Origin of the sequence: Pseudomonas sp. QLc11A, assembly GCF_052112305.1 — a bacterium.
GTDB classification, from domain to species: domain Bacteria; phylum Pseudomonadota; class Gammaproteobacteria; order Pseudomonadales; family Pseudomonadaceae; genus Aquipseudomonas; species Aquipseudomonas laurylsulfatiphila.
The window spans coordinates 239,087-266,012 of sequence record NZ_JAVAJJ010000007.1 but is presented as its reverse complement, the minus strand read 5'-3'; the positions used below and the strand labels follow the sequence as shown (position 1 = coordinate 266,012).

At 58.8% G+C, this 26,926-nt stretch carries 26 protein-coding genes and 1 pseudogene; 21 read left to right on the top strand and 6 right to left on the bottom strand.

Annotated elements, in window-relative coordinates:
• Positions 1-6: 6 nt before the first annotated feature.
• Entirely contained in the window at positions 7-1,383 is a 1,377-nt protein-coding gene (locus Q8X48_RS13420) for an MFS family transporter (RefSeq protein ID WP_407800372.1), read from the top strand.
• Positions 1,384-1,444: 61 nt separating this feature from the next.
• Here the strand turns inward: Q8X48_RS13420 and Q8X48_RS13415 are convergent, their stop codons facing one another.
• The 3 genes from Q8X48_RS13415 to Q8X48_RS13405 form a co-directional block, all read right to left on the bottom strand.
• Positions 1,445-2,899, bottom strand: coding sequence for an alanine/glycine:cation symporter family protein (locus Q8X48_RS13415; protein WP_407800371.1), 1,455 nt, complete (start codon positions 2,897-2,899; stop codon positions 1,445-1,447).
• 152 nt (positions 2,900-3,051) lie between these two features.
• The gene (locus Q8X48_RS13410; protein WP_407800370.1) at positions 3,052-3,870 is read right to left on the bottom strand and encodes an alpha/beta fold hydrolase; all 819 of its coding nucleotides are present in this window, start codon (positions 3,868-3,870) and stop codon (positions 3,052-3,054) included.
• Positions 3,871-4,026: 156 nt separating this feature from the next.
• A complete protein-coding gene (locus Q8X48_RS13405) occupies positions 4,027-4,920 on the bottom strand; it encodes a LysR family transcriptional regulator (RefSeq protein WP_007980868.1) in 894 nt (297 codons plus the stop codon).
• Positions 4,921-5,025: 105 nt separating this feature from the next.
• Between Q8X48_RS13405 and Q8X48_RS13400 the strand changes: the two genes are divergently transcribed.
• Genes Q8X48_RS13400 through Q8X48_RS13385 form a run of 4 tightly spaced genes read left to right on the top strand, consistent with a single transcriptional unit; the run spans position 5,026 to position 8,202 of the window.
• Positions 5,026-5,691: an RraA family protein gene (locus Q8X48_RS13400; RefSeq protein ID WP_407800369.1), complete on the top strand. Its 666-nt coding sequence runs from the start codon at positions 5,026-5,028 to the stop codon at positions 5,689-5,691.
• A complete protein-coding gene (locus Q8X48_RS13395; protein WP_407800368.1) occupies positions 5,691-6,353 on the top strand; it encodes an RraA family protein in 663 nt (220 codons plus the stop codon). The genes Q8X48_RS13400 and Q8X48_RS13395 overlap by 1 nt, the downstream gene beginning before the upstream one ends.
• Entirely contained in the window at positions 6,353-6,991 is a 639-nt protein-coding gene (locus Q8X48_RS13390; protein ID WP_126052986.1) for an RraA family protein, read from the top strand. The genes Q8X48_RS13395 and Q8X48_RS13390 overlap by 1 nt, the downstream gene beginning before the upstream one ends.
• Positions 6,988-8,202: a pyridoxal phosphate-dependent aminotransferase gene (locus Q8X48_RS13385; protein WP_407800366.1), complete on the top strand. Its 1,215-nt coding sequence runs from the start codon at positions 6,988-6,990 to the stop codon at positions 8,200-8,202. Before Q8X48_RS13390 ends, Q8X48_RS13385 begins: the two co-directional genes overlap by 4 nt.
• Before the next feature lie 56 nt (positions 8,203-8,258).
• Here the strand turns inward: Q8X48_RS13385 and Q8X48_RS13380 are convergent, their stop codons facing one another.
• Entirely contained in the window at positions 8,259-9,563 is a 1,305-nt protein-coding gene (locus Q8X48_RS13380) for a dicarboxylate/amino acid:cation symporter (protein ID WP_015095796.1), read from the bottom strand.
• Between the two features lie 566 nt (positions 9,564-10,129).
• Between Q8X48_RS13380 and Q8X48_RS13375 the strand changes: the two genes are divergently transcribed.
• The 11 genes from Q8X48_RS13375 (at position 10,130) to Q8X48_RS13325 (ending at position 20,139) form a co-directional block, all read left to right on the top strand.
• Positions 10,130-10,669 (top strand): thiamine pyrophosphate-binding protein, encoded by a 540-nt coding sequence (locus Q8X48_RS13375; RefSeq protein ID WP_007980859.1) that lies wholly within the window; start codon positions 10,130-10,132, stop codon positions 10,667-10,669.
• On the top strand, positions 10,657-11,253 hold the full coding sequence (locus Q8X48_RS13370; RefSeq protein ID WP_007896341.1) for a thiamine pyrophosphate-dependent enzyme: 597 nt from the start codon (positions 10,657-10,659) through the stop codon (positions 11,251-11,253). Before Q8X48_RS13375 ends, Q8X48_RS13370 begins: the two co-directional genes overlap by 13 nt.
• Positions 11,254-11,320: 67 nt before the next feature.
• Positions 11,321-12,484 (top strand): acyl-CoA dehydrogenase family protein, encoded by a 1,164-nt coding sequence (locus tag Q8X48_RS13365; protein ID WP_407800363.1) that lies wholly within the window; start codon positions 11,321-11,323, stop codon positions 12,482-12,484.
• Positions 12,485-12,502: 18 nt separating this feature from the next.
• Positions 12,503-13,705, top strand: coding sequence for a CaiB/BaiF CoA transferase family protein (locus Q8X48_RS13360; protein ID WP_407800362.1), 1,203 nt, complete (start codon positions 12,503-12,505; stop codon positions 13,703-13,705).
• Between the two features lie 37 nt (positions 13,706-13,742).
• Entirely contained in the window at positions 13,743-14,492 is a 750-nt protein-coding gene (locus Q8X48_RS13355; RefSeq protein WP_407800360.1) for an electron transfer flavoprotein subunit beta/FixA family protein, read from the top strand.
• A gap of 16 nt (positions 14,493-14,508) precedes the next feature.
• Positions 14,509-15,453 carry an electron transfer flavoprotein subunit alpha/FixB family protein gene (locus Q8X48_RS13350; protein ID WP_015095801.1) on the top strand — a complete coding sequence of 315 codons (945 nt, stop codon included), beginning with the start codon at positions 14,509-14,511 and terminating at the stop codon, positions 15,451-15,453.
• Positions 15,454-15,478: 25 nt separating this feature from the next.
• Positions 15,479-16,321, top strand: coding sequence for an FAS1-like dehydratase domain-containing protein (locus Q8X48_RS13345; protein WP_007975735.1), 843 nt, complete (start codon positions 15,479-15,481; stop codon positions 16,319-16,321).
• Positions 16,318-17,133, top strand: a complete 816-nt coding sequence (locus Q8X48_RS13340; RefSeq protein ID WP_407800358.1) for an HpcH/HpaI aldolase/citrate lyase family protein — start codon at positions 16,318-16,320, stop codon at positions 17,131-17,133. The genes Q8X48_RS13345 and Q8X48_RS13340 overlap by 4 nt, the downstream gene beginning before the upstream one ends.
• A 104-nt stretch (positions 17,134-17,237) precedes the next feature.
• Positions 17,238-17,579 (top strand): hypothetical protein, encoded by a 342-nt coding sequence (locus tag Q8X48_RS13335; RefSeq protein ID WP_102675506.1) that lies wholly within the window; start codon positions 17,238-17,240, stop codon positions 17,577-17,579.
• Positions 17,580-18,006: 427 nt separating this feature from the next.
• Entirely contained in the window at positions 18,007-18,465 is a 459-nt protein-coding gene (locus Q8X48_RS13330; protein ID WP_015095805.1) for a DUF6130 family protein, read from the top strand.
• Positions 18,466-18,663: 198 nt separating this feature from the next.
• Positions 18,664-20,139, top strand: coding sequence for a DUF1254 domain-containing protein (locus Q8X48_RS13325; RefSeq protein WP_407800356.1), 1,476 nt, complete (start codon positions 18,664-18,666; stop codon positions 20,137-20,139).
• Positions 20,140-20,173: 34 nt separating this feature from the next.
• On the opposite strand, the gene Q8X48_RS13320 is transcribed toward Q8X48_RS13325, so the two are convergent.
• Positions 20,174-20,353, bottom strand: a complete 180-nt coding sequence (locus Q8X48_RS13320) for a hypothetical protein (RefSeq protein ID WP_041475062.1) — start codon at positions 20,351-20,353, stop codon at positions 20,174-20,176.
• A 401-nt stretch (positions 20,354-20,754) separates the two neighbouring features.
• Between Q8X48_RS13320 and Q8X48_RS13315 the strand changes: the two are divergent.
• Positions 20,755-20,874: pseudogene (locus Q8X48_RS13315) on the top strand (tyrosine-type recombinase/integrase); the annotation flags it as partial.
• 17 nt (positions 20,875-20,891) lie between these two features.
• On the opposite strand, the gene Q8X48_RS13310 reads toward Q8X48_RS13315, so the two are convergent.
• Entirely contained in the window at positions 20,892-21,827 is a 936-nt protein-coding gene (locus Q8X48_RS13310) for a helix-turn-helix domain-containing protein (RefSeq protein ID WP_015095807.1), read from the bottom strand.
• Positions 21,828-22,414: 587 nt separating this feature from the next.
• On the opposite strand from Q8X48_RS13310, the gene oxdA reads away from it, so the two are divergent.
• The 4 genes from oxdA to nthA all read left to right on the top strand — a co-directional run bounded on the left by oxdA (position 22,415) and on the right by nthA (position 26,889).
• On the top strand, positions 22,415-23,473 hold the full coding sequence (gene oxdA, locus Q8X48_RS13305; RefSeq protein WP_126050589.1) for an aliphatic aldoxime dehydratase: 1,059 nt from the start codon (positions 22,415-22,417) through the stop codon (positions 23,471-23,473).
• Between the two features lie 129 nt (positions 23,474-23,602).
• Positions 23,603-24,472, top strand: a complete 870-nt coding sequence (locus Q8X48_RS13300) for a transporter (protein ID WP_407800353.1) — start codon at positions 23,603-23,605, stop codon at positions 24,470-24,472.
• 210 nt (positions 24,473-24,682) lie between these two features.
• Positions 24,683-26,197, top strand: coding sequence for an amidase (locus Q8X48_RS13295; protein WP_407800352.1), 1,515 nt, complete (start codon positions 24,683-24,685; stop codon positions 26,195-26,197).
• A gap of 92 nt (positions 26,198-26,289) precedes the next feature.
• Positions 26,290-26,889: a nitrile hydratase subunit alpha gene (gene nthA, locus Q8X48_RS13290; RefSeq protein WP_407800351.1), complete on the top strand. Its 600-nt coding sequence runs from the start codon at positions 26,290-26,292 to the stop codon at positions 26,887-26,889.
• The last annotated feature ends 37 nt before the right edge of the window (positions 26,890-26,926 follow it).

Genomic DNA, 26,926 nt, shown 5'->3' with positions numbered 1-26,926 from the left:
AATCACATGTCCGCATCAATCCCAGACGCCAAAGACCACTCAGCCGAAACCGCTGCGATGAGAGCGCCGAACCGCGTCAAAGCCATCATGGGTGCCTGCTCGGGCAATCTGGTGGAGTGGTACGACTTTTTCATCTACGCCTATACCGCCATCTACTTTGCCGCTTCGTTTTTCCCCAAAGGCGACACCACCAGCCAGCTACTGGCGACCGCGGGCGTCTTCGCCGTCGGTTTTTTCATGCGCCCGCTCGGTGGCTGGATTTTCGGCTGGATCGCTGACACTCGCGGTCGCAAGGTCTCGATGATTATTTCGGTGTTCATGATGTGCGCCGGCTCGCTGCTGATCGCCGTCATGCCGACCTACGCAACCATCGGCGTCGCGGCGCCGATCCTGCTGGTGGTTGCCAGGCTGATTCAGGGCCTGTCGGTCGGTGCGGAATATGGCACCGGCGCCACCTACATCAGCGAAATCGCGACACCGGGCCGTCGCTGCTTCTATGGCTCGTTTCAGTACTTCACCATCATTGCCGGTCAGTTGCTGGCCTTGATGACCGTAGTCATTCTTCAACAAACCCTGACCGGCGAAGAGTTGCGCGAGTGGGGCTGGAGGATTCCGTTCTTCATCGGCGCGCTGAGCTCGATCGTGGTGGTGTATCTGCGTCGCGCCATGCATGAAACCGCCAACAAGAAAGACATGAGCCGCAAGGATGCCGGCTCTCTGCGCGGCATGTTCAAACACAAACGCGCAGTTGCCCTGGTGGTGGCGTTCACCATCGGCGGTTCGCTGTATTTCTATACCTTCACGACCTACATGCAGAAGTTCCTGGTGATCTCCGCCGGTTTCAACCCGGAAACGGTCAGCTTCATCATGACGGCGGCCCTGATCGGCTTCATGCTTTGCCAACCGCTGTTCGGCCTGCTCGCCGACCGCATCGGTATCAAGGCGCACATGCTGATGTTTTCCGGGCTGGCCATGTTGCTGGTGATCCCCCTGCTCTACTCGCTACAGTCGGTCAGCAACCCGTTCATGGCATTCGTGCTGGTGTTTGGCGGCCTGGCCATTGCGTCGCTCTATACGCCGATTGCCGGAATCGTCAAAGCCGAACTGTTCCCGCCTGCCGTACGTGCATTGGGGGTTGGATTTCCCTATGCGGTAGGCAATGCCGCATTTGGCGGCACCGCCGAATACGTCGCCTTGTCGCTTCGCTCACAGGGCATCGAGGCGTATTTCTTCTTCTACGTAGCAGCGGTCGTGAGCATCACCTTCATTGCCGCGATGCTGATGCCAAACCTGTCGCGTTACGGCTATATCAGTGGCTCAGGCGAGATTGAAGAACGTACAGGTTTGAAGGGATGTGTAAAACCGCATGCTGCGCGAGTCTGATTGACGGAGCATCCCCAGACGACTTTCAAGGGCCCATGATTTGTCATGGGCCCTTTTTTCATCATCGCATGGCAGAGGCAGGTGCTACCTGCGGTATAGATGCGGGGATGCTGTTGTCGACCTTTTCTCGATGGGGCCATGCCTGCAAATCAAGATCAAGATCCGTGAACTGGCTGGAGTCGAAGATCGGCGTCTTGATGCCGGCCTTGCGCTGCCGGTCATAGTCACGCAGCAGGCGCATGCCGACGTTGAACAACAGCGCCAGGGCGATCAGATTGACGAAGGCCAACAGCGTCATGGTGATATCGGCAAAGGCGAAGACCGTGCCCAGGTTTTGCACGGCGCCCCAAAGGATCAACAGCAACACCAGGCCCCGATAGGCCATCACCGCCGCGCGTTTATCACCCAGTAGAAAGCGCAGGTTGTTTTCGCCCAGGTAGTAGTTGTAGAGGATCGACGTGAAGACAAACAGCGCCAACGCCACGCTGATGAACGTGCGCCCCCAGTCCCCGACCACTGCCGCCAGTGCGTTCTGTGTCAGTACCAGGCCATCGCCTTCGAAGCCTGGCGTGTAAAAACCCGACAACAGGATCAGCAGCGCCGTGCAGGTACAGATCACAAAGGTATCCAGGAAGACGCTGAACGCTTGAACCACCCCTTGAGCCGCCGGGTGATCGACTTTAGCCACCGCGGCTACGTTGGGCGCACTGCCCAGGCCCGCCTCATTGGCAAACACCCCGCGCTTGACGCCCATGACGATGGCACTGCCAACCAGGCCGGCGAACGCCTGGTCCAGGCCAAAGGCACTTTTGAAAATGGTCACCAACATGCCGGGCACATGATCAAACTGAAGCACGATCACATAAACGGTCACGCCAATGTAAGCCAGTGTCTTGACCGGCACCAACAGGTCCGAGACGGCCGCGATGCGCTTGATGCCCCCCATGAATACCAGGCCGAGCAATACGGCAATCGCAATGCCGGAGTAAGTCGTAGAGAAGCCGAACGCATTGTTCAGCGAGTGAGTCACGGCATGGGATTGCAACCCGTTGAAGGCAAAACCGAAAGTCACCAGGAGCAACACGGCCATGACCTTGCCCAGCCACGCCTGTTTCAGTCCGTACTGGATGTAGTACGACGGCCCACCCCGGAACTGTCCCTTGGCGTCGCACCGTTTGTACAACTGTCCCAGGCTGCACTCAAAGAAGCTGGTGGACATGCCTACCAATGCGGTCACCCACATCCAGAACACCGCACCGGGCCCGCCCAACGTCACGGCCAATCCGACCCCGGCGATATTGCCTGCCCCTACGCGACCCGCCAGGCTGAGCATCAAGGCCTGGAACGAGCTGATCTGACCGGCGCTCTTCTGCACACTATCGCGAAAAGCTCCGAACATATGCAGGAAATGGCGAAACTGGACGAAGCGTGAGCGAATCGTGAAATAGCCACCCAGGCCTACGATGAGCACGATCAGGAGCTTTCCGGAAAGAAAGTCGTTTATGACTTCGAGCATGATTTGAACCTCTTGTTGTTATGGATTACAGGCATGCACGCGCCCTCACACATCGCCGTGGCAGGCATGTGGGATGAAGCGCGTTGAATAGCAACCGCGAGCCCCTTGTCAGGCTCGCGCCATACATCGGGGAGCGCTCGGGGCGATCGGACTTACCCGGTTCGACTGCCGGTCTGGAAATCGGCGATCTGTATCCACATCGCAGTGGGGTTGGAGTACATGGGGAAGTGGCCGCAGGCCGGAATTGGCGCCAAACGCACGCCTCGGGCCTCGATGTGCGAAAGGTAGGACAGTGAAGCGTTCTGCTCGCCGTACATGAACATTCGCGGGCACTTCAAGCCGAGAAACTTGCTCATCAGGTCGGCGTTATCGGAAAGGTCGACCATCGACTCGAATATCCCCCGCACGGCCCCGGCACGCACCTTGTGCCTGAGGCTCGCCGAATAGAGTGCGCTGGCGTATGCCGGGGCCTGCCGGGCACGCTCGATGAAAGCCGTGAAGAATTTTTCTGGATCATCGCTTGGATAATCGACGATCTGCCGGCTGAGAAAACAGTCTTCCGGGGCAATATTGCCCTCTATATCGACGAAACTGATTACCCGTTCCGGGAACTGATGGGCCAGCATCAGCGCAGTCAATCCGCCCATGGAGTGGCCGACCAGATGGAAGCGCTCGATACCGAAATGCTCCAGCATCTGTAATGCGGTCTGCAGCAGAAAAGGAATAGAAATACTGGAAAGGTCGCTGCACTGGCTCTCGCCGCAGCCCGGTGCGTCGTAGGCGAGGAAGGGATGCCCGGCGAATTCCGCGTGCTGCACGATGTCGGCGTAGTCCTCTTTGGTGGAACCAAAACCATGCAGAAACACGATCGGCGTCAGGTTGCCATCTCGATGAATGGCGGCGACGTTCAGCTGGACGCCCTCGACGGTCAACGGGACCTGCGTATGAGTGAACGTTTCGGATGCGGTCACGTAAATGACTCCTTGGACGATAAGACTGCCGCCGAAACAGGTCATCGGCGACAGGCCCAATTTCAGCCGGTTGGAGTCTTATGTAAATTCCTAATTGTGGAAGGTTTCCATACGCCAAACCTATCGTTGATCGCCCACTCGCCGCCCTCGCCCGTCTCAGGCCTTTTTCCGCAATCGGGCAATGACTTCGGCTATGAGCGGATTGGGCCGATCCGCATTCCAGGCCACCGCCGTCGTCACCACGTTGAGCTTCTGACTCAATGATCGAAAGACCACGTTATCCGGTGCCATTTTTTTCAAGGATGCCGGTACCAGGGCGATGCCCTGCCCATAGCTGACAAAGGCGATTTGCGAAGCGACAGAACGCACTTCATGCAGCACGCGCGGGGAAAATCCGCTGGCTCGGCAGGTTGCAATCAAGTTGTCGAAATACACCGGGCTGACCTTTCGCGAAAACATCACCAAAGGTTCGTTGGCCAGGCTGGACAAACTGATACGCGTGCGCGCAGCCAATGGGTGGTCACTGGGCAACGCCACTACCAGGCGATCTTCCAGCAATGGCAGTGACTGGATCGAAGCGCCCAGATCACCGTCCAGGCGGGCGAAGGCCAGGTCGATATCACCGGCTTCCAGCGCCGGAACGGCCTCTACGCTGTCGATTTCCCGCACGGATACGGTCAGGTTCGGGTAATCGACCTTCATCTGTTCGATCAGGCCGGGCAGTACGTCGAACATGGCCGTGGAGATGGCACCGATGGTCAACATCCCCGACTGTCCCGCTACCGCCTCTTCAACCGCCAGTTCCAGGCGCTCGAGTTGCTCGGCGAATTTACGCACCGCCGGCAGGATCGCCGCCCCCACGGGGGTCAGTTTCGCCCCGCGCCGCGAGCGCTCGAACAGTTGAACCTTGAGTGCCTGCTCCAGCACCTGAATCTGTTCGCTCAGGGGAGGTTGAGACATGCCAAGCCGCTTGGCTGCACGGCCGAAATTCTGCTCTTCGGCGACGGCCAGGAACAGCCAGAGGTGACGGATCAGACGGAAATTGATCATGATTGTTCCATAGGTTTGGCGTATCTAACGCTTCTGTGATTAGTAATATACCTATCAAATCGCCTCGTCGACACTGGTCGCCTCCGTCATCGCAGGGGCTACCCCATGAACAAAAAGAGTGTGCTCGATCGCTTGGCGGCGCTGGATACCAACACGGTATCCGACGCCCTCGACTTCCTCGGCCTGGCCGGTGCCACCGTGGGGCTACGCCCGCTGTGGAACTGCCCGAAGATCGTCGGTCGCGCCAGCACCGTGTTGCTTGCGCCAAAAACCGACAGCGTACCCACCGTGCATCTGATCACCCCGGTGGTGGAGCAGATCGACAGCGACGACCGCGTGCTGGTGATCGCCGGCGGTATCGAGGGCATTTCCTGCTGGGGCGACATTCTTGCCAACGCCGCGGCCGGCAAACAGGTGCGCGGCACCGTCATCGACGGTTTCAGCCGCGATATCGATGGCAGCGAGTCGATTGGCTATCCGGTCTATGGCCGTGGCGTCACCATGATCAGCGCGCGCAATCGGGTAGTGCAGATCGATGCCGCCGTGACGATCAATGTGGCGGGTGTCGACGTCAGCGAAGACGACTATGTCATCGCCGATCGCTGCGGAACGGTGTTCGTGCCCCACGCGTACATCGAGAAGGTCGTCGATCTTGGCGAGCGTATTACCCGTCGCCAGGACGGCATGGTGGAAGCTGTTCGCAGCGGCCGCTCAGTGGCCGACGTGATGCATGACTCCCAGTTCGAAGCTATCCAGGTGGAGCGTTCCTGATGAATCTTGAAGACCAAGCACTTGTCGCCCTGTTTGAAGGCCTGGACACCCCTGGCGTCTCCGATGCCCTGGACAAACTCGGCCTGCCCGGCCAATGCCTGGGCGTGGCACCGCTGGACAACTACAACAAGGTCATCGTCGGACCGGCGTTCACCGTACAGTACGTTTCGGCCAGCGTGCCGCCTGGAACCGTGGGCGATTTCATCGAAGACGTGCTCCCCGGTGACGTCGTGGTGATCGACAACAGTGGCCGTACCGACTGCACGGTATGGGGCGACATCATGACCCAGTACGCCGGCAGCCGGCAGATCGCCGCAACGGTCATCGACGGTGTATGCCGTGACGTGAACAAGGCGCTGGGTGACGGCTATCCGATCTTCAGCAAAGGCCGCTTCATGCGCACCGGCAAGGACCGCGTGCAGGTTCAATCCGTCAATCAGCCAGTGTCCGTCGGCACGGCCCGGGTGTGTGCCCGTGACATCGTGGTGGCCGACGCCAACGGCGTGGTGATTGTGCCTCGCGCCCGGGCAGCTGAAGTGGCCGCGTGCGCCCGCCAGATCGAGTCGGTCGAAGCCGATATCCGGGCCCTGATCGCTCAAGGAAAAACCCTCAAGGAAGCCCGGACCGCACTGGGTTACCACAGTCTGCAGAGGAAAGTCTGATGACCACGCTCCCCCTCCCGTTGAATTTCCACGAACGAGCAAAAGTCCTGGGCAGTTCGACGCTGTATGAAGCATCCCATCTGCCCTGTGCAGTCGACAGCGCGATCCGTCCCGTCTGGGACGGTGCTTTCATTGCCGCGCCGGCCTACCCGCTGGAATGCTCGCCGGGGGACAACCTGGCGTTGCACCTGGCCATGGAACGCGTGCCTCGCGGCAGCGTGCTGGTGGTGGGTACCGGAGGTTTCATCGCCGGTTACTGGGGCGAAGTGCTCACTGTGGCCGCCGAAGCGGCGGGTGTTGTCGGTTTGGTCATAGACGGCGGCGTTCGTGACATCGCCGCCCTGAAAAAACGCCACTTTCCGGTATTTGCCCGTGGCATCTCGGTCAAAGGCACCGTAAAGGTCAGCGCTCCCTCGGTCGGGCAGGCATTCAATTTCAACGGTGCACACGTCTCGCCCGGTGATCTGGTAGTGGCGGACGATGATGGTGTGATCATCATTCCCAAGGAAGATGCGGCCCGTACCCTCGCTGAAGGCGAAGCCCGCGCAAGCAAGGAAGCACAGATGATGCAGGCGCTGACCGAAGGTCGTTCGACTCTCGAACTGATGAACCTGACAGCGTGGAGGACCCGGGCATGACCGTCGATATCCAACGACTCAATCAACGCCTGGCCAGTGCACAGCCGTCGGCGACCTATCGGATAATCGATCGGGTGGCTGAGCGCCGGGCGCAAGGTGCGAAGATCATTTCGCTGTGCGCCGGCGAGCCAGACTTCGATACGCCCGGACATGTACGTGAAGCGGCTATTGAGGCCATCGAGAACGGGCACACGCGCTACACCCAGGTCGCCGGTGTACGCTCACTGCGAGAAGCGGTGGCCACCAAGTTCCGTCGCGAAAACGGCCTGGACGTCACCTGGCAAGACACCCTCGTCTGCAACGGTGGCAAGCAGGTGATCTACAACGCCCTGGCCGCGACCCTCAACGAGGGGGATCAAGTCATCATCCCGGCACCCTACTGGGTCAGTTATCCGGAGATGGTTCAGCTGTGCGGTGGCGAAGCCCGGATCGTGACCTGCGAGGCCAATACCGGCTTCAAATTGACGGCCGCGGCGCTGGCCGAGGCGATCACACCCCGGACACGCTGGCTGATCCTCAACTCGCCGTCCAATCCGACCGGTGCGGTGTACAGCCGAGAGGAACTTCAAGCCCTGGCTGAAGTGCTATTGGCCAATCCTCACGTGTTGATTCTGGCCGATGACATCTACGAACACCTGATCTTCGACGATCAAGCGTTCCATACCCTAGCCCAGGTTGAACCACGGCTCGCCACGCGAACCCTGACCATGAACGGTGTTTCCAAGGCCTATGCCATGACTGGCTGGCGCATCGGTTTTGCCACCGGGCCACGCTGGCTGCTGGAAGCCATGGAAAAACTGCAAGGTCAGCAGACCTCAGGTGCAAGCTCGATCTCGCAACAGGCCGCACTCGCCGCGCTGGAGGGGCCCAAGGACTTCATCCGCGAAAGCCGTGCCGCGTTCCAGGGCCGTCGCGATTTGATGGTGGAGCTTTTGAACGCCACACCTGGTCTTGAATGCGTCAGCCCAGCCGGGGCGTTTTACGCGTTCGCCTCCTGCGCGGGGCTGATCGGTCGTACCTCCGCGGGCGGTCGAGCGCTGCTCACCGATGAAGATGTCGCCCACGCATTGCTTGACGAAGCGAATGTGGCGGTGGTGCATGGCAGCGCCTTTGGCCTTGGCCCCTACATTCGCATCGCCTACGCCCTGGATAACGCTTCATTGCGCAAGGCCTGCGAGGCCATCAGCACGTTCTGTAGCGCCCTGCGTTAACCCAAGTGTGTTTGAACGAACCCGGCCATTGCCGGGTTTCGTTTTTTCGGCACGGGTCAGACAGTCAGCGGTTTCTCCCCCACCTCACCCGAAGCGTCCAGCGCGGCGGCGTCTCGCTCGGCCTCATCCTCACTCATCAACTCGCCCTCCCATTTCGCCACCACTGCCGTGGCGATGGAATTGCCCACCGCGTTAGTGGCCGAGCGGCCCATATCGAGGAAGGTGTCGATCCCCAGAATCAGCAGCAAACCGGCTTCAGGAATATCGAACTGGGTCAGCGTCGCGGCGATGACCACCAGTGAAGCGCGCGGCACGCCGGCCATGCCTTTGGAGGTCAGCATCAACGTCAACAACATAGTGATCTGCGTGCCGATCGACATCTCGACGCCATAGGCCTGAGCGATGAACAGCACGGCAAACGTGCAGTACATCATCGAGCCGTCGAGGTTGAAGGAATACCCCATGGGCATGACGAAACTGGAGATCCTGCGCCTGACTCCGAAACGGTCCAGTGCGTGAAGAATCTTCGGGTAAGCCGACTCGGAGCTGGCTGTGGCGAAAGACAGAAGGAAAGCCTCCCTGATCAGCACCACCAGCTTGAATACACGCCGCCCCAGGAACATCCAGCCGGCAAAAATCAACATCGCCCAGAGTACGATCAGGCCGAAATAGAAGTCTCGCATGAAGACGGCGAACTTGACCAGAATGGAGAGTCCGTTAATGGCCACGGTCGCGGCCATGGCTGCCATCACAGCCAGCGGCGCGAGTTTCATCACATAACCGGTGACTTTCAGCATCGCCTGGGACAGCTCCTCGATGACATTGATCAGCCCCTCGGCTTTCTTACCCAGGGAAGCTAATGCCACGCCGAAAAAAAGCGAGAACACCACGATCTGCAAGATCTCGTTAGTGGCCATGGCCTCCGCGAAAGACTTGGGCACCAGATGCGTCATAAAGTCCTTGAGGGTGAACACAGACGTTTGCAGATTGGTGGCGCTAGTGACGTCTGGTAACGGCAACCCCAGGTTGTGCCCTGGCTGCAGGATGTTGGCCATGACCAACCCCACCGACAATGATATCAATGAAGCGGTGACGAACCAGCCCAGCGCTTTGCCAAATACACGACCGACAGCGGATGCATCCCCCATGTGTGCGATGCCCACCACCAATGTCGAAAACACCAAAGGACCTATGAGCATCTTGATCAGGCGTAGAAAAATGTCAGAGATGATCGAGATGTACCCGGCGATCCGGGTCGCCGCCGCTTTGTCTGGAAAGTTCAGGAAAATCATGTAGCCGATAGCGATCCCCAGCAGCATGGCGATCAGAATGCCTGCCGCGGCCGGTAGCCTGTTTTTCATAACGCACCTGTTGTCGTATTTTCTGGAAAGTAGCTTGGGCAAACGCCCGCGTAATCACGCGATAACGTTGAAAAGCGCAAGGACAGCCACGGTGCTACGGAATGAAAAAGGCAAGTGCAAAGTGCCTGTAATGGCAGGCCGAGGATGGATGCGGGTGGAACAGGTCATGGACAGCGGACAGGACGGGGCAAGCCAACTGCAGGAGGCTGTCATACATAGGTGCAATCCTCGGATCTTATAGTTGTGGTTGCGTCGGTTACTTGCTGTACCGACGTGTCCCGAAAACTACGCTAGTCATGCTCCCCCAATAAGAGCCGATCACGCTCTACCAGATATGCCCAAATGCTATGACAGCGCGCTCAAGCCCGGCGCTTTCGTGAACGACGACTTGTCGGTTTCCCGCTGCCCATATTTTGTGGTTATCGCCGCTCACCACTGCGCCACGCATTCACCATCCAGCTATATAAAACGGGCATATCTCAAAGACAAAAACGGTAGTCGTCGTTCTCCTTCAGCGCTCCCAGAATGTGTGAAAACACAAAAGCAGCACTGCTTGGGAGATGGGCATGTCAACAGAAGCTGAACAAACCGCGGGACAGGATTGGCAGGAGGACGTATTCCGCGTGCTCAAGGCCCACGACGTCAAACACGTGGTCTTCGTACCGGATGCAGGTCACTCGGCGGCCATCCGCATGTCGTATGCCGACCCGGACATCAAGGCCGTAGTCCTCACCACCGAAGAAGAAGGCATCGGCTACCTCGCCGGCGCCTGGCTCGGCGGTGAGCGTGGCGCCCTCCTGATGCAATCCAGTGGTGTCGGCAACTGCATCAACACCCTGGCACTTCAGGTGTGTGCCGGTTTCCCGCTGTTGATGGTGGTCACCATGCGCGGCGACTGGGCCGAATTCAACGCGTGGCAGAACCCGATGGGCCAGGCCACCGAAGCTTCTTTGAACCTGATGAAGGTCATGACCTGGCGTGCGGACGTGCCTACAGATGTCGCCCCGCTGCTGCACGGTGCCGCGACCATGGCGTTCAACGGTGATTCCGCCACTGCCTTGCTGCTCGGCCAGCGCCTGATTGGAGAAAAGAAATGGGTCAAGTAAGCGCAAACCACACCCTGTGTCGCCGCGAAGTGGTCAAGGCCTTGCTGGCCGACCGCAAAGACGTGCTGGTCGTGACCGGCCTGGGCTCGGCGTCCTATGACGTCATGGCGGCCGGCGACAACGATCTGAATTACTACCTCTGGGCCGCCATGGGCAGCGCCATCACGGTCGGGCTGGGCCTGGCCAACGCTCAGCCGGACAAGTCTGTGGTGGTGGTCACCGGTGACGGTGAGTTGCTCATGGGGTTTGGCGCCCTCGCCACGGTGGCGCTGCAAAAACCCGCCAACCTGACCATCGCGGTTCTGGATAACGGTCACTTCGGTGAAACCGGCATGCAAGTCAGCCACGCCGGTTTCGGTATTTCCCTGGACCAGGTTGCGAAGACCTGCGGCTTCAGCTGGACAGACGAAATTCGCGACATGGAAGGCGTACACAACCTGCGCGAGCGCTTCGCCACCCGCGATGGCGTCAAGCTCGCAACGATCAAGATCAAAGCGGAAAACCCGCCTCGTGTACTGCCACCGCGTGACGGCCACTACATCAAAAATCGCTTCCGTGCTGCATTGGGTTTCAACCCGATCTGATTGCGCCATACCCGCCCCCGTCACGCAGGGCACACGCCATGCGTGACGCGTTGAGGAGAATAATAAAATGACCGACCGCAACTCTGAAGAACTCAATGCCATCCGCGAGGGCGTACGCGCCCTGTGCGCTGAATTCGATGCCGCTTACTGGCGCAAAGTCGACGAAGAAAAAGGCTTTCCGGAAACCTTCGTCAAGGCCCTGACCGATGCCGGCTGGCTGGCCGCGATGATTCCTGTCGAATATGGCGGCTCCGGCCTCGGGCTGGCCGAGGCGTCGGTGATCCTCGAGGAAGTGAACCGCTGTGGCGGTAACTCCGGCACCGTTCACGGCCAGATGTACAACATGTTCACCCTGCTGCGTCATGGCAGCGAGGCACAGAAAAGCTACTACCTGCCGAAACTGGCCAGCGGTGAACTGCGTCTGCAATCGATGGGGGTGACCGAGCCCACCACCGGCACCGACACCACCAAGATCAAGACCACCGCCGTACGCAAAGGCGACAAGTACGTGATCAACGGGCAGAAGGTGTGGATCTCGCGAATCCAGCATTCCGACCTGATGATCCTGCTGGCGCGCACTACCCCGTTGGCCGAGGTGAAGAAAAAGTCCGAAGGCATGTCGATCTTCCTCGTCGACCTGCGCGAGGCCATCGGTAACGGCATGACCGTGCAGCCGATCGCCAACATGGTCAACCACGAGACCAACGAGTTGTTCTTCGACAACCTGGAAATCCCCGCGGACAGCCTGATTGGCGAGGAAGGCAAAGGCTTCCGCTACATCCTCGACGGGCTAAATGCCGAACGCACCCTGATCGCTGCCGAATGCATTGGCGACGGTCGCTGGTTTATCGAAAAGGCCAGTGCCTACGCCCGTGATCGTGTGGTGTTCGGGCGCCCGATCGGGCAGAACCAGGGCGTGCAGTTCCCCATCGCCGAAGCCCATATCGAAATCGAAGCGGCTGACCTGATGCGCTGGCGTGCCTGCGAAGAATACGACAGCGGCCTCAACGCCGGGGCCAGCGCCAACATGGCCAAGTACCTGGCAGCGAAAGCGTCCTGGGAAGCGGCTAACGCCTGCTTGCAGACCCACGGCGGATTCGGCTTTGCCTGCGAATACGACGTCGAGCGCAAATTCCGCGAAACCCGTCTGTATCAGGTCGCGCCAATCTCCACCAACCTGATCCTGTCCTACGTGGCGGAACACCTGCTCGAGCTGCCGCGCTCTTTCTAACAACAAGAGAGAAAAATCATGAGCCAGCCCAAAGGCCTCCGGCCGCTCGATGGCATTACTGTCGTCAGCCTTGAGCACGCTATTGCTGCGCCCTTCTGCACCCGACAACTGGCCGACCTCGGCGCCCGGGTGATCAAGGTCGAACGTCCAGGCACAGGCGATTTCGCCCGGGGCTACGACCAACGCGTCAACGGTCTGGCCTCGCACTTTGTCTGGACCAACCGTTCGAAAGAAAGCCTGACCCTCGACCTGAAGCAAGATTCAGCCACCGACGTGCTGGACAGTTTGCTGGCCACCACCGATGTGCTGGTGCAGAACCTGGCACCCGGTGCCGCTGCGCGAATGGGACTGTCATTTGAGGTGTTGCACCAGCGATTTCCGCGCCTGATCGTCTGCGACATTTCAGGCTATGGCGCCGGTGGTCCCTACGAAAAGAAAAAAGCCTACGACCTGTTGATCCAGAGTGAAGGCGGCTTCCTGTCGGTCACCGGCGGCCCCGGCGATGAAGAAATGGCCAAGGCTGGTTGCTCGATCGCCGACATCGCGGCCGGCATGTACGCCTACACCGGGATTCTGTCTGCCCTGCTGTTGCGCGAACGTACCGGCGAAGGCAGTCACCTTGATGTGTCGATGCTGGAAAGCCTGGTCGAGTGGATGAACTACCCGATGTACTACGCCTACAACGCCGCACCGCCGCCGCCTCGCGCTGGTGCCGCGCACGCCACCATTTATCCCTATGGCCCCTTCCCCATTGGTGACGGCACCACCGTGATGCTGGGCTTACAGAACGAGCGTGAATGGCAGCTGTTTTGCGAGAAGGTTCTGCTTGCGCCTGAACTGGCAAAAGACCCGCGTTTCTCGGCCAACTTCAAACGCGTCGAGAACCGCAATGCGCTACGGGAACTGATCATTGAGTCGTTCTCCACACTCAACTTCGATGCGGTGATTGATCGCCTGGACCATGCGCAAATCGCTAACGCTCGAGTGAACGATATGCAAGGTGTCTGGGACCATCCGCAACTTCAGGCCCGTGACCGTTGGCGAGAAGTCGAAACCTCTGCCGGCCCCATTCCAAGCTTGATCCCGCCCGGTAGCAACAGTGCGTTCGAGCCTCGTATGGATGCCGTGCCGGGCCTTGGCCAGCACACCGAACAGGTGCTCAAGGAACTGGGGCTAGGGACGGAGCGCATTGAAGAGATGCGTGCCGCCGGGGCCATCTGACTGCAACGAACAACTATTTTCGAGTGAACACTGCCCAATGAAGATCCTGGTAGCTGTGAAACGAGTGATCGATTACAACGTGAAAGTTCGCGTCAAGGCGGACCATTCCGGCGTCGATCTTGCCAACGTCAAGATGTCGATGAACCCGTTCTGCGAGATCGCCGTGGAAGAAGCCGTACGCCTGAAGGAGAAGGATATAGCGAACGAAATCGTCGTGGTTTCGATTGGCCCGTCCACCGCTCAAGAGCAACTGCGCACCGCGCTGGCTCTGGGTGCCGACCGCGCCATCCTCGTAGAAATCGCCGAAGACCTGACTTCCCTGGCCGTTGCCAAACTGTTGAAGGCCGTTGTCGACAAGGAACAGCCTCAGCTGGTGATCCTTGGCAAACAAGCCATCGACAGCGACAACAACCAGACTGGCCAGATGCTCGCTGCACTGAGCGGCTACGGTCAGGGCACCTTCGCTTCTAAAGTCGAAATCAGCGGTGACAGCGTGGCTGTGACTCGCGAAATCGACGGCGGCGCGCAGACCGTTTCCCTGAAACTGCCAGCCATCGTTACCACCGACCTGCGTTTGAACGAGCCGCGCTACGCGTCTCTGCCAAACATCATGAAAGCCAAGAAGAAGCCTCTCGAAGTAGTGACTGCGGACGCTTTGAGCGTTTCCACCGCCTCCACCAACAAGACCGTGAAAGTCGAAGCGCCGGCTGCACGCAGCGCGGGTATCAAGGTCAAGTCGGTGGCTGAACTGGTCGAGAAACTGAAAAACGAAGCGAAGGTGCTTTGAGTTAAGGAGCCGGATCATGACTATCTTGGTAATCGCCGAACACGACAACAAAGTACTGGCTCCGGCCACGCTGAACACTGTGGCTGCCGCCGCCAAAATCGGTGGTGACATCCACGTTCTGGTTGCAGGCCAGGGCGCTGGTGCCGTTGCTGAAGCTGCTGCGAAAATTGCTGGGGTGGCTAAAGTGCTGGTAGCCGATAACGCTGCCTACGCTCACCAACTGCCGGAAAACGTTGCTCCACTGGTCGCCGCTCTTGTTCAAGAAGCAGGGGGCAAGGGCTACAGCCACATCCTGGCTGCCGCTACTTCCAACGGCAAAAACATCCTGCCGCGCGTTGCCGCTGCACTGGACGTTGACCAGATCTCCGAGATCATCTCGGTAGAAAGCGCCGACACCTTCAAGCGCCCGATCTACGCCGGTAACGCCATCGCCACCGTTCAATCGAACGCTGCAGTGAAAGTGATCACCGTGCGTGCCACCGGTTTCGACCCGGTTGCCGCTGAAGGTGGTTCGGCTGCTGTTGAAGCGGTTGCTGCTGCCCACGACGCTGGTATCTCCAGCTTCGTCGGCGAAGAACTGGCCAAGTCCGATCGTCCGGAACTGACCGCTGCCAGGATCGTCGTTTCCGGCGGCCGTGGCATGCAGAACGGCGACAACTTCAAGCACCTGTACGCCCTGGCCGACAAGCTGGGCGCTGCCGTGGGTGCTTCGCGCGCCGCGGTCGACGCAGGTTTTGTTCCGAACGACATGCAGGTCGGTCAGACCGGCAAGATCGTTGCTCCACAGCTATACATCGCCGTCGGTATCTCCGGCGCGATCCAGCACCTGGCCGGCATGAAAGACTCCAAAGTGATCGTTGCGATCAACAAGGACGAAGAAGCGCCGATCTTCCAGGTGGCCGATTACGGCCTGGTGGCGGACTTGTTTGAAGCGATTCCAGAAATGGCCGCCCTGGCCTGATTATCGACCGACGGGAGCGATAAATATGAGCAGTTCCGATTTTTCCGCCTGGATTGGACGTCGTCAGGAAAGCCAGGACCGGATCAGTTTTACATTGGTCAAACGTATTGCCGCAACATTGGGCGAGCCGGCACCCCGGTCGGGTGAATCGCTGCCGCCTTTGTGGCACTGGGCGTTTTTTCAGGAACCGGTTACCGCCGATGAACTGGGTCCGGACGGTCATCCGGCGCTCGGTGGATTCCTGCCGCCCGCCCACAATCGCAACCGCATGTGGGCGGGCAGTCGACTCGAGTTTTACCAGCCGTTGACGGTGGAGGCTGACGTGACCTGCGTGTCAACCATTCTCAACGTCGAAGAGAAGCACGGGCGCACGGGTTCCTTGTTGTTCGTCACGGTGCGCCATGAGTATTTTCAGGACGGCAAACGCGCCCTGCAGGATGAGCAGGACATCGTCTATCGCGAACCCACTCCACCCAAACTGAGCGGCACCGAAGCGATCCCGCAAGGCCAATGGCGGGACCTGGTCGTCCCCTCCCCAACCTTGCTGTTCCGTTACTCGGCCGTCACCTTCAATGGCCACCGGATTCACTACGACTGGCCATACGTCACGCAGACCGAGGGTTACCCTGGATTGGTGGTGCATGGTCCCCTGATCGCCACGCTGAATTTGCGCGCGTTTACCAAAGCGCACCCGAACGCTCGCTTGAAGCGCTTCACCTTCCGAGGCGTCCGCCCCTTGATTTCGCCTCAGCCCTTCGAAGTCGGCGGACGCCTGATCGATAGCGGCAAGGCACAGCTGTGGGCAGGCAATCAGGACGGTACGGCGCAGATCGGCGAAGTCGAGTTCAGCTTGGGAGAAACACCATGAATACCTCCATTGTTCGCACCGCGCTGTTTGTCCCGGCCACGCGCCCCGAGCGCATACCCAAAGCCATCGCTACCGGTGCGGACCGGGTCATTGTCGATCTGGAAGATGCGGTGCAGGAGAACCTCAAGGAACAGGCGAGGGATAACCTGGAGCGCTTCTTGAGTGACCATCCGCAAGCCCGGATTCTGGTACGAGTCAATGCTCCGGATCACTGGGCCCACGCGGCGGATCTAGAGATTTGTCGACGACACGCTGGCGTGATCGGCATTTTGCTGCCCAAAACGGAAAGCGCAGAGCACGTCCTCACGGCTGCCAATACTCAAAAGCCGATCTGGCCCATCATCGAAAGCGCCCAGGGCCTGGCCGAACTCCAGGCGATTGCCCAGGCCCAGGGCGTTGAGCGCTTGTCATTCGGAAGTCTTGACCTGGGCCTGGACCTGAATTTGACCACCGGTAGCCCTGCCGCCAAAGAGTTTCTGAGTCACGCTCGATACGCAGTACTGCTCGCGACTCGAGTGGCCGGTCTCGCTCCGGCGCTGGATGGTGTATTTCCGGCGATACAGGACACCGTCGGCCTGCACAGCGCCGTTCAGTTTGCCCGCGACATGGGGTTTGGTGGCGCGTTATGTATCCATCCGAGCCAAGTGGCGATTATCCATCAAGCGCTGAAACCCGGCCTGGAGGAACTGCTCTGGGCACAACGCATCATGGACGCCGCCCGTTCGGGAGAAGGTGTGTTCGTACTCGATGGGCAAATGGTCGATGCGCCTGTCATAGGCCGTGCGCAGGCGATCCTGGCGCGCGCGACCTGACTCAACGGCAACACGCTCCATGACCTCGGGATGAGCAGAAGACTTCACCCGTAACGCGCCTACACTAAAAGGTACAGCGATTGAGAGGACATGGAGCTCCACGCATGCGCCCTAGCGCCCTTGTGATACTCCTCATCAGCTATGGCGTGCTGATGGTGGTTTTTTTCAAGCTAAATGCTCGAAACAATCGACGCCGCAGAGAAGGTCTTTACGAAGCCTTTGAAACTGCAATGCGACAGCATGGGATCAAGTCTTTCGAGATCCTCAATGAAAGTATTCATATCGGTAACAACTATCGGCCATCAGAACTGTACCGGATACTGTTAGTCGATTCAGGGCACTACTTTCTTTACTTGCACGCCAGTAACGCGCAGCCAACTTTAATGCCGCTGACCGAAGAGCGAGCGTTACAAGCTGCACAGGGGGAGATGGGAATCCAGGCATAGACTATCGCAAGCGCCGCCGCCAGGGACCATGAAGAAGCGGAGCTAGCCCCGCCCTACTCAGCCGACTCAAGCAGAAGGGATGGTGGTTAAAACAACTCGTACCAAAACAGAATCATGCTCGTAGCCAAGCCGCTGGTAACGATCCCGACTCCAAACATGACGCCCAGAAGCAGAGTTTTTGCCCACATGGCTCGAATCTCCGGGTACCGCATTCAATGAATGCTTCAGTATCAGCACCCGAGCAAAATCCAAGCCATTTGGCACAGGTAAAGCCCGGGCCCAGCGATTGCACTGAAAAAGGTCGTTTTGAGTCGTGAAACATTCCCCAACAAAGGGTTCGCTTACCCTACATTTTGGGCTGAAACACCCAATGACTGGGGCTCGGTTTGATCTAGGCTTGAATGAGATCACGCGGGAGAAAAACACCATGTCCCTCTCTCTCAGAAATCCATTGGCCTTTGCTTTGGCGGTGTTCTTTTGCACAGCCGCGCGCGGTGAAGGAGCCACAGACACCTACCACCCACCGGCAATACTTCCCCTGGAATCCGAGACGGCGCCAAGACTCATTGCCGAGCCGCCGCTTGCCGAGCCCCTTGCCCGCGGAGTCGTCATTATCCAGTACCGCACAGAGCACGCGAGGATCATGCCGGTATTTGGTAAAGCGGCGGCTGATGTATCACCCCGCCTCGGGCACCTTCACGTGACCGTCGACGACTGGAAAGGTACATGGGCACACACCAGTGAAGACCCGATTATCCTGGTCGGACTGACCCCCGGCACTCACCAGGTTCTTCTTGAAGTGGCCGACCCGACTCACAAAATCCTTACCAGTACGACAGTGCGTTTCATCGTTCCGGAAAAGAAACCGGCTGACGCCCCTCATTAATCGCCACTCCGCCTCAGTTGTCTTTTTGCCGCAATCGAAGAAGTTTGCTTCCAATATTGGCCGTCCTCCAGTCAATAGCGGAGGTTTGCTTAATGGCCTACGCTCAGATTCGGCAGTAAACCAGCTGGAGTCTCGACGTGTTCAATCGCTGATCAAGACATCCAGGGCAGAGAGGATTTTGGTCAGGAGCGACAAAGGATGAAACCGGAATATTCATGCATCAAATGGATCGCCATCGCTGCCGTTTCGGTGGCGCTTGTATCAGGCTGTGCCAGCAAGAACGACCCCGTGGCCCAGGCCGAGAAAACCGATGCAGCCAAGGGCATCGCCGCGCCCAGCCTCACGGAAACGAAGGCCATCGCCGAGGAAGCCTTCATCTACGGACTGCCGATCGTAATGAACTATGCGGTCATGTATGAGTACGCCGTGGACAAAAGCGGCCCGCAGTTCAAGGCCCCCTTCAACCAGATCAAGAACGAACCCCGTGTCTTCACTTACCAGGATACGGCCATCGTCACGCCCAACAGCGATACGCCCTATTCGTTCCTCTGGCTGGATCTGCGCGCCGAGCCCATGGTGCTCACGGTACCTGCAGTAGAAAAGAAACGTTATTACTCGGTGCAACTGATCGACGGCAACACCTACAACTACGGCTACATCGGCAGCCGCACCACGGGGAACGGCCCGGGTAACTATATGGTGGTCGGGCCTGACTGGAAGGGCTCCATGCCACCCGGCATCAGCAAAGTCTTCTATTCGACAACGCCCTTCACGGTGGCCGGCTACCGAACCCAGCTCTTCAATCCCAAGGACATGCCGAATGTGATCAAGGTCCAGTCCGGCTACAAAGTCCAGCCGCTGTCGGCGTTTTTGAAGCAACCGGCGGCGCCTGCTTCGCCGGTTATCAATTTCCCTCCAGGCACCACCGCGGGGATCAAGGAGAACTTCTTCGAGTATCTTGACGCCGCACTCCAGTACGTACCGCCAACACCGGAAGACCGGGAAATTCGGGCACGAATCGCGAAAATCGGCATTGGACCGGGCAAGAGCTTCAAGCTCCAGGACCTCTCGCTCGAACACAAGGCCGCTGTCCTGCTGGGCATGAAGGAAGGTGACGAGAAGGTGGACAAGTGGTTGTCCGGCGGACTCAAGAACGTCAATGGCTGGGGCATCGGTTCGTACTTTGGCGACCGGCATTTCTACAATGGTGACTGGTTGAAGCGCGCGGCCGCGGCCAAAGGCGGTATTTACGGCAACGATGCCGTGGAAGCCACTTACCCCATCACCCGCACAACCGCGACCGGCGAGCCACTGGATGGCAGCAAGCATAACTACACACTCACCTTCCCGGCGGGGCAACTACCTCCAGTGAACGCCTTCTGGTCGGTGACCCTGTACGACGGCAAGACACAGCTCCTTATCAAGAACCCGATCGACCGCTATCTACTGAACTCGCCCATGCTGCCCGGCATGAAAAAGAATGCCGACGGGTCGCTGACCCTCTACATCCAACGGAACTCGCCCGGCAAGGCGCTGGAAAGCAACTGGCTGCCAGCCCCCGACGGCCCGATTTACCTGGTGATGCGCCTCTATTGGCCCAAGGAGACACCGCCTTCAGTCCTGCCGGCTGGCGAAGGCACCTGGAAGCCAGCAGGCATCGTGGTATCGAAATAGAACACGCGCAGCCCCCCCGGCATTTGTCGGGGGTTTACCGTTCCAATACAAGCCGGTCTTCGCTGACAGGCAACAGGTGCGGTGCATTTATCCGGCCTTCCAATCTGCTCACGAACGCCAAGGCTTCGGCATAGCTGCGAAACTTGACGCACCAGGCGTTCATCCAGACATTCCAGTCTTGCGGTGTCCTCGCTTTTTCGATTCTTATCAGCATCCTGGCATCCTCCTTTTTGCGGTTTAACTCAGTCTCTAACCTGGAAAAACCGAAATGCGGTGTGTGAACTTTCGTCTGCGTGTCCCGGCTGAAGGCGTGGGGAAAACAGTACAAAAAGTGAGGAGGAGCAGACTCTACAGATGCGGATTTGGCGGCATTTGAAGCTTGCGTCAAAGCGAACTGCAGGACCTGCCTTTGCTTACCTTCCTCGAGGCGCATTTAAAACGGCTGAAGGGGGGATTAGAAAATCAATAATCATCAAAAATATGTCTATGGGAGCCTTGGCGGGACTTGCAGGGACAAGCTGGGGGGCAAGGTGATCACGCAAGTGCTTATCGGACAACAGAGCGTGGTGTTTAATCGTATCGAGCTGGATGAGCGGGCGGACGCCTACAGCATGGTCAGAGGACTGGTTTTTTCCGTACAACGGCGATGCGATGCACCGAATGAATGATTCGGCCTGGAAGAAAGCGCGGGTGAGAGCAGCGAATCTCTGTCGGGAGGAAAACCTTCGCCCCGCTATGGCGAGCGACCTTGCTCAATTGCGGCGCAAGAGTGTATGAGGAGCCATACCAAAAGCCTTGCGAAAAGCATGACTGTAATGGGAAAAATCGGAGAATCCGAAATCCAGTGCAGCTTGAGAAATGCTGCGTACCTGACCGCGTTCTATAGCCTCACGACTGGCGATCAGACGCTCCTTCCAGATCTCCGCGACTGGCGTTTTCTGATAACGGGCGAACGCGCGCGTGACGGTTCGCGTGGACACATAATGCACTTGAGCGATGCGTTCGATCGACAGGTCCGGATCGGTCAGATGCTGGCGGATGTAGTTCATGATCCGACCATAAAGATCCAGCTCGTCATGAGTCGTCCTCAAGTCCTGGAGTTCCAGGCTAATCGCGAGCAGGTCAAGCAAGGTGTTGGAAAAGCGGCTGGATAACCCCTCACCTTGAAAACTCGCAGGAATGCTCGCCGCTTGATGCAACATCTCGCGCAACGGAATCACCCCTGGACGGCGATCGTCCAGAACTACGGCGGTGCAACCTGCTACGCCTGGCAACCGTTGGCTGAGCAACTGTCGCGGAATGCGGACCAGGTGGTTCTCGGTACCACCCAGACTGAATCGGAACGTTTGGGATGCGTCATAAAGAAACAAACTATCCGCCGCCAGCGTTGCCTTGCGCCCTGCCTGCTCCAGTTCACCATAGCCTCGCCGGGTGAAACCCAGCCACAGATCCTCATCCGGACCGCTGCGTAAGTGCCGAGGCGCGCGCTCCCAATAATGCAGTGGTGAAGACAGCGTACAGATGTCCAGCGGCCCCATGCCGTGCACCTCCAGCACCCCGTCGAAATCGCTCTGCGCCAACGGTTTGCTGTCCGCCGCCAGGCAATGACGGCACACCACTTCCTTCCAGTAATCAAAGCGACGTGGAGCCGCAACGGCGAGAGTTGAATACTGATTGCTATGGCTCATGGCATTCACCTCACGGCGGCGACTGAACAATAAGGGCGACGGTAACGTTGATTCCCTGCTTAGCAAATAGCAGGCCACTCCCCTTTCGGGTTACCAACGTCATGTGCGCCTGAAATGCCAGACGCTCACACTCGGGATAGAGGCTGCGCGCACGAATCCCGCTAACGCTTCACACGGATGACGCCTGCCCGTTATCGATGCATGCATTCGCCGCCTGACGGAGTGCGCGCACCCATTCAGCGCATCGTATTCCTGTTTTCAGAGCCTGTCCTTTCTAGCCAAACGGTTGTCCGTACGAGCCAAGCGTACTGCGCCGTCCCCGCCTAACTTCTACCCCACACCGTGCCCCTCCAACCACAACTGATGAGGTGTCCCATGCATCTGCCAGAGCAGCAGCAACGACAGTCCGATTCATCCTGGCTTTTGCAGATGCGCGACTTGGCACCTGAAGAGTTCGCCACCTACCTGTTAGAGCTGGGGACTCTGGCGCTGCGGCGTCGACTGGTTGCGCCAACCTCCAGGTACCCGCGCCCGTCGAAACGTTGAACAGATAACCGCATACCAACAATAAAACCAAGGAGCCCACCATGGAATCTGCGATCGATAAGCACCTCAAATGCCCACGGACGTTGTCTCGTCGCGTCCCCGATGAATACCAACCCCCCTTCCCCATGTGGGTCGCACGCGCCGATGAGCGAGTGGAACAAGTGGTGATGGGGTATTGGGGTGTGCAATACCGCGGGGAGAACCAGCGTGAAGCAGCTCTGCACGCGATGCGCCACATTGCCGCCAGCCTGAGTTTGCCCGATGGCCCTCTGAGCCATGACCTGACCCACCACACCGACAACAGCGGTTACGACAACCTGATGATCGTCGGTTACTGGAAAGACCCCGCCGCATATTGCCGTTGGCTGCGCACGCCTGAGGTAATCGAATGGTGGTCCTCGCAGGATCGCCTGAGCGACGGTCTCGGTTACTTTCGGGAAATTGTCGCGCCGAGGGCCGAGCAGTTCGAGACACTGTATGGCTTTCGCGATGAGTTGCCCGGCGTTGGCGCCGTGATGGACACCATCAGTGACGACATCGAAGAACACGGTTACTGGGGATCGATGCGTGACCGCTTCCCGATTTCCCAGACCGACTGGATGGCTCCTTCCGGTGAACTGACGGTCATCGCCGGCGACCCGGCCACAGGTGGGCGCGTGGTCGTGCAAGGCCACGACAATGTCGCACTGATCCGCTCCGGCCAGGACTGGGCGGATGCCGGCGAAGAAGAACGATCGCTCTATCTCAACGAAATTCTGCCGACGCTGCAGGCGGGTATGGACTTCCTGCGTGACAATGGCAAGGACCTGGGTTGCTACAGCAATCGCTTCGTGAACTATATCGACCTGGACGGCAACTTTCTGAACCTGAGCTACAACATCGGTCACTGGCGCTCCCTGGAAAAACTCGAGCGCTGGGCCGAATCCCATCCGACCCATCTGCGGATATTCGTGACCTTCTTTCGCGTGGCCACCAGCCTGTCGAAGCTACGGCTCTATCACGAAGTCTCGGTATCCGACGCCAAGGACCAAGTGTTCGAGTACATCAACTGCCACCCGCAGACCGGCATGTTGCGTGACGCGGTGATCCCTGAAACCTGACGTCTGACGCTACCCGGCGTCCATGGGCGGTCTTGATCCGGATCCGCCCTGACACAGACCTCCCAAACATCTTTTGGCCCTCCATCTCTAGCGGATGGGGTTGGGGGCCCTTTTGTCAGGAAATCGATCATGAAGTTGAGTCACTCTTTACTCGTGCTGTGCATGCTGCCCTTTGTCAAAAGCCAGGCCATCGAGGTAGCTCCCGGTGATTTCGAACCTTTGCCGGCTGGCGCCAACGCCTTGTTGCTCTACTACCAGCACGCCGACCGCTCGGATCTGTACCAGAACGGCCACAAGGTCTCCGACGACGCCAGGCTCAGTTCGGACATCGGCATCCTGCGATATGTGCACGCCATCGGCTTGTCAGAAAACCTCTCATGGGAACCGCAGATTCTGTTGCCTTTCGGCCAGATGAACGCCTCGGGAGATATCGGTGCCTTGGGCGATACCCGCGGCATCGGCGACCCGATCATCACCGCGCCGCTAAAGTGGACGCTGCCCACCGCGAACAAGGACATCTTCGCTTTGGCACCCTACCTGTCCTTTCCGGTGGGGAGCTACGATAAAAACGATGCCCTGAACCTCGGCGAGAACCGCTGGCGCGCCACGCTACAGGCGGCGTACATCCACCATTTCTCCCCGAAATGGGCGCTGGACACGGTGGCTGAAGCCTCATGGGTGTCGGCCAACAATGACTTCGGCCCGACCGGGGCGAAGCTGGAAGAAAACACCCGTTACGAGTACCAGACCGCCGTGCGCTACAACTGGACGCCGAGCACCACCTTCGCCGTTGGCGGCGGCTACATCACCGGCTCGGCGACCACCGTCAACGGGGTCGATCAGCACGACGGGGTCTCCACCTCCTATGGGCGTTTCACCGTCACGCACTTCATCGAGCCCACGCTGCAGATTCAGGCCCAGATCGGCACCGACATTGAGGTCGAACAAGGCTTCAAGGAAGGCGCACGCCTGAACCTGCGCGTCTTGAAAGTGTTCTGAGCACACCACGCTCGGCAGGTTGTCCTTTTCAACCAAGTGGCTGTCCTTCTCGGCCAAGCAAATGTCGAGAGGGATGCCTAACTTGAACCCTGTTACCCACATCGATTGATGTCGCTCCAGGTACCCGGCGCGAGGTGTTTGCGAACACCATCGAACGCTTCCGTACGGGCTGAACCGTCGTCGATCACAGACAAAAAGAATAGGAAAATCATGGCCATTGTTCGCCCTACCCTCGACCAACTGCAGGACATCGCTGGCCGGCTGAATATGCAGCTGACCCACGAGCAGGCAGCGGAATACCTGGCACTTATGCAGCCAAGTTTCGATGCATATGACCTGGTCGACGAGTTGCCGGATTTCACCCCGCCGGTGCGCTACGACCGCAGTTCGGGCTACCGCCCGTCAAACTCGCAAAACCTGCTCAATGCCTGGTATTACAGGACTGAGGTGAATGGCGCCCGTGAGGGCAAACTTGCTGGCAAGACTGTTGCGCTCAAGGACAACATCTCCCTGGCCGGTGTCCCGATGATGAACGGCGCCACCCCACTGGAAGGCTTCGTACCGAAATTCGACGCTACCGTGGTCACCCGTTTGCTGGACGACGGGGTCACCATTCTGGGCAAGGCGACCTGTGAACACTACTGCCTCTCCGGTGGCAGCCACACGTCTGATCCGGCGCCCGTACATAACCCGTATCGGCACGGTTTCGCTGCTGGCGGATCCTCCTCGGGCAGCGCTGCGTTAGTAGCAGCCGGCGAGGTGGACCTGGCGGTTGGCGGTGATCAGGGTGGATCCATCCGCATCCCTTCAGCGTTCTGCGGCACCTATGGTATGAAGCCGACTCACGGTTTGGTGCCTTACACCGGCATCATGGCGATCGAAGCCACCATCGACCATGTCGGTCCCATCACCCGCAACGTGCGTGACAACGCACTGATGCTGGAAGTCATGGCCGGTGCCGACGGACTCGACCCTCGCCAGGCCGCTCCTCAGGTCGACGCCTACTGCGATTATCTGGAGCGAGGTGTGAGCGGGCTGCGGATCGGCATCCTGCAGGAAGGCTTCCAGCTGGCCAATCAGGATCCACGTGTTGCCGACAAGGTGCGCAGCGCCATCGCCCGGCTTGAGGTCCTGGGCGCTCGCGTCGAGGAAGTCTCCGTCCCCGAGCACAACCTGGCGGGTTCGCTGTGGCACCCCATCGGCTGCGAAGGCCTGACCATGCAGATGATGCATGGCAATGGCGCAGGCTTTAACTGGAAAGGCCTCTATGACGTCGGCCTGCTGGATAAACAGGCCGGTTGGCGCGAACAAGCGGACGCATTGTCCGCGTCGCTCAAGCTGTGCATGTTCGTCGGCCAATACGGCCTGGAACATTACAACGGTCGCTTCTACGCCAAGGCTCAGAACATCGCGCGCTTCGCCCGGGCCGGTTACGACAAGGCACTGGAAACCTATGACCTTCTGGTCATGCCGACCGTGCCGATCATTGCCCAGCCTCACCCAGAACCCGATTGTTCGATCACCGAGTACGTGGCCCGTGCGCTGGAAATGATCGGCAACACCGCGCCGCAAGACATTACCGGCCATCCGGCCATGTCGATCCCGTGTGGTCTGGTGGACGGCCTGCCCGTCGGGCTGATGTTCGTTGGCAAGCACTATGCCGAAGGCACGATTTACCAGGCGGCGGCAGCGTTCGAGGCCACTGTCGACTGGAAGACGTTGTAAGCCCACCTCACCCGACCTCCCGGACATCAATAAAAAACCGGGGGCTGTTCTTCACTTTTTTTGACCGTTTTAAACCGATGAGGAGTTACACCATGAGCGCCACTGTATCCCCAGCATCCACTTCGACGCCCAGCGAGCGGGCCTGGGCCTTGTTCAAGGTCATGAAAGACAAAGAGCTGATTCCAGAGGGCTATATCGAACAGCTAACCGAATTGATGGTGCACCAATGGAGTCCGGAAAACGGCGCCTGTGTAGTCGCCAAGGCGTGGGTCGATCCGCAGTTCCGGGAGCTGTTGCTCAAAGACGGCACCGCAGCGTGTGCGCAGTTCGGTTTCACCGGTCCGCAAGGCGAATACATCGTCGCCCTGGAGGATTTGCCCCAGCTGAAAAATGTCATCGTCTGCAGCCTGTGCTCCTGCACCAACTGGCCGGTCCTGGGGTTGCCGCCGGAGTGGTACAAGGGTTTTGAGTTCCGGGCACGCCTGGTTCGTGAAGGACGCACCGTGCTGCGTGAGATGGGCACAGAGTTACCAAGCGATGTGGTCGTCAAAGTCTGGGATACCAGCGCAGAAAGCCGCTACCTGGTACTGCCCTTAAGGCCCAAAGGCTCCGAGCACATGAGTGAAGAAGAGCTTCAGAAACTGGTGACCAAGGACGTGCTGATCGGGGTTGCCCTGCCCCGCGTACGTTGACCCAAAAGACTCTTCATCTACTAATTTTCGGAGATTT

What these genes read in the sequence shown, in the direction of transcription:
- Q8X48_RS13420 (WP_407800372.1), top strand. Translation starts at nt 7, where the DNA reads ATGTCCGCATCAATCCCAGACGCCAAAGACCACTCAGCCGAAACCGCT.
- Q8X48_RS13415 (WP_407800371.1), bottom strand. Translation starts at nt 2,899, where the DNA reads ATGCTCGAAGTCATAAACGACTTTCTTTCCGGAAAGCTCCTGATCGTG.
- Q8X48_RS13405 (WP_007980868.1), bottom strand. Translation starts at nt 4,920, where the DNA reads ATGATCAATTTCCGTCTGATCCGTCACCTCTGGCTGTTCCTGGCCGTC.
- Q8X48_RS13400 (WP_407800369.1), top strand. Translation starts at nt 5,026, where the DNA reads ATGAACAAAAAGAGTGTGCTCGATCGCTTGGCGGCGCTGGATACCAAC.
- Q8X48_RS13395 (WP_407800368.1), top strand. Translation starts at nt 5,691, where the DNA reads ATGAATCTTGAAGACCAAGCACTTGTCGCCCTGTTTGAAGGCCTGGAC.
- Q8X48_RS13390 (WP_126052986.1), top strand. Translation starts at nt 6,353, where the DNA reads ATGACCACGCTCCCCCTCCCGTTGAATTTCCACGAACGAGCAAAAGTC.
- Q8X48_RS13385 (WP_407800366.1), top strand. Translation starts at nt 6,988, where the DNA reads ATGACCGTCGATATCCAACGACTCAATCAACGCCTGGCCAGTGCACAG.
- Q8X48_RS13380 (WP_015095796.1), bottom strand. Translation starts at nt 9,563, where the DNA reads ATGAAAAACAGGCTACCGGCCGCGGCAGGCATTCTGATCGCCATGCTG.
- Q8X48_RS13375 (WP_007980859.1), top strand. Translation starts at nt 10,130, where the DNA reads ATGTCAACAGAAGCTGAACAAACCGCGGGACAGGATTGGCAGGAGGAC.
- Q8X48_RS13370 (WP_007896341.1), top strand. Translation starts at nt 10,657, where the DNA reads ATGGGTCAAGTAAGCGCAAACCACACCCTGTGTCGCCGCGAAGTGGTC.
- Q8X48_RS13365 (WP_407800363.1), top strand. Translation starts at nt 11,321, where the DNA reads ATGACCGACCGCAACTCTGAAGAACTCAATGCCATCCGCGAGGGCGTA.
- Q8X48_RS13360 (WP_407800362.1), top strand. Translation starts at nt 12,503, where the DNA reads ATGAGCCAGCCCAAAGGCCTCCGGCCGCTCGATGGCATTACTGTCGTC.
- Q8X48_RS13355 (WP_407800360.1), top strand. Translation starts at nt 13,743, where the DNA reads ATGAAGATCCTGGTAGCTGTGAAACGAGTGATCGATTACAACGTGAAA.
- Q8X48_RS13350 (WP_015095801.1), top strand. Translation starts at nt 14,509, where the DNA reads ATGACTATCTTGGTAATCGCCGAACACGACAACAAAGTACTGGCTCCG.
- Q8X48_RS13345 (WP_007975735.1), top strand. Translation starts at nt 15,479, where the DNA reads ATGAGCAGTTCCGATTTTTCCGCCTGGATTGGACGTCGTCAGGAAAGC.
- Q8X48_RS13340 (WP_407800358.1), top strand. Translation starts at nt 16,318, where the DNA reads ATGAATACCTCCATTGTTCGCACCGCGCTGTTTGTCCCGGCCACGCGC.
- Q8X48_RS13335 (WP_102675506.1), top strand. Translation starts at nt 17,238, where the DNA reads ATGCGCCCTAGCGCCCTTGTGATACTCCTCATCAGCTATGGCGTGCTG.
- Q8X48_RS13330 (WP_015095805.1), top strand. Translation starts at nt 18,007, where the DNA reads ATGTCCCTCTCTCTCAGAAATCCATTGGCCTTTGCTTTGGCGGTGTTC.
- Q8X48_RS13325 (WP_407800356.1), top strand. Translation starts at nt 18,664, where the DNA reads ATGAAACCGGAATATTCATGCATCAAATGGATCGCCATCGCTGCCGTT.
- Q8X48_RS13320 (WP_041475062.1), bottom strand. Translation starts at nt 20,353, where the DNA reads ATGCTGATAAGAATCGAAAAAGCGAGGACACCGCAAGACTGGAATGTC.
- Q8X48_RS13310 (WP_015095807.1), bottom strand. Translation starts at nt 21,827, where the DNA reads ATGAGCCATAGCAATCAGTATTCAACTCTCGCCGTTGCGGCTCCACGT.
- oxdA (WP_126050589.1), top strand. Translation starts at nt 22,415, where the DNA reads ATGGAATCTGCGATCGATAAGCACCTCAAATGCCCACGGACGTTGTCT.
- Q8X48_RS13300 (WP_407800353.1), top strand. Translation starts at nt 23,603, where the DNA reads ATGAAGTTGAGTCACTCTTTACTCGTGCTGTGCATGCTGCCCTTTGTC.
- Q8X48_RS13295 (WP_407800352.1), top strand. Translation starts at nt 24,683, where the DNA reads ATGGCCATTGTTCGCCCTACCCTCGACCAACTGCAGGACATCGCTGGC.
- nthA (WP_407800351.1), top strand. Translation starts at nt 26,290, where the DNA reads ATGAGCGCCACTGTATCCCCAGCATCCACTTCGACGCCCAGCGAGCGG.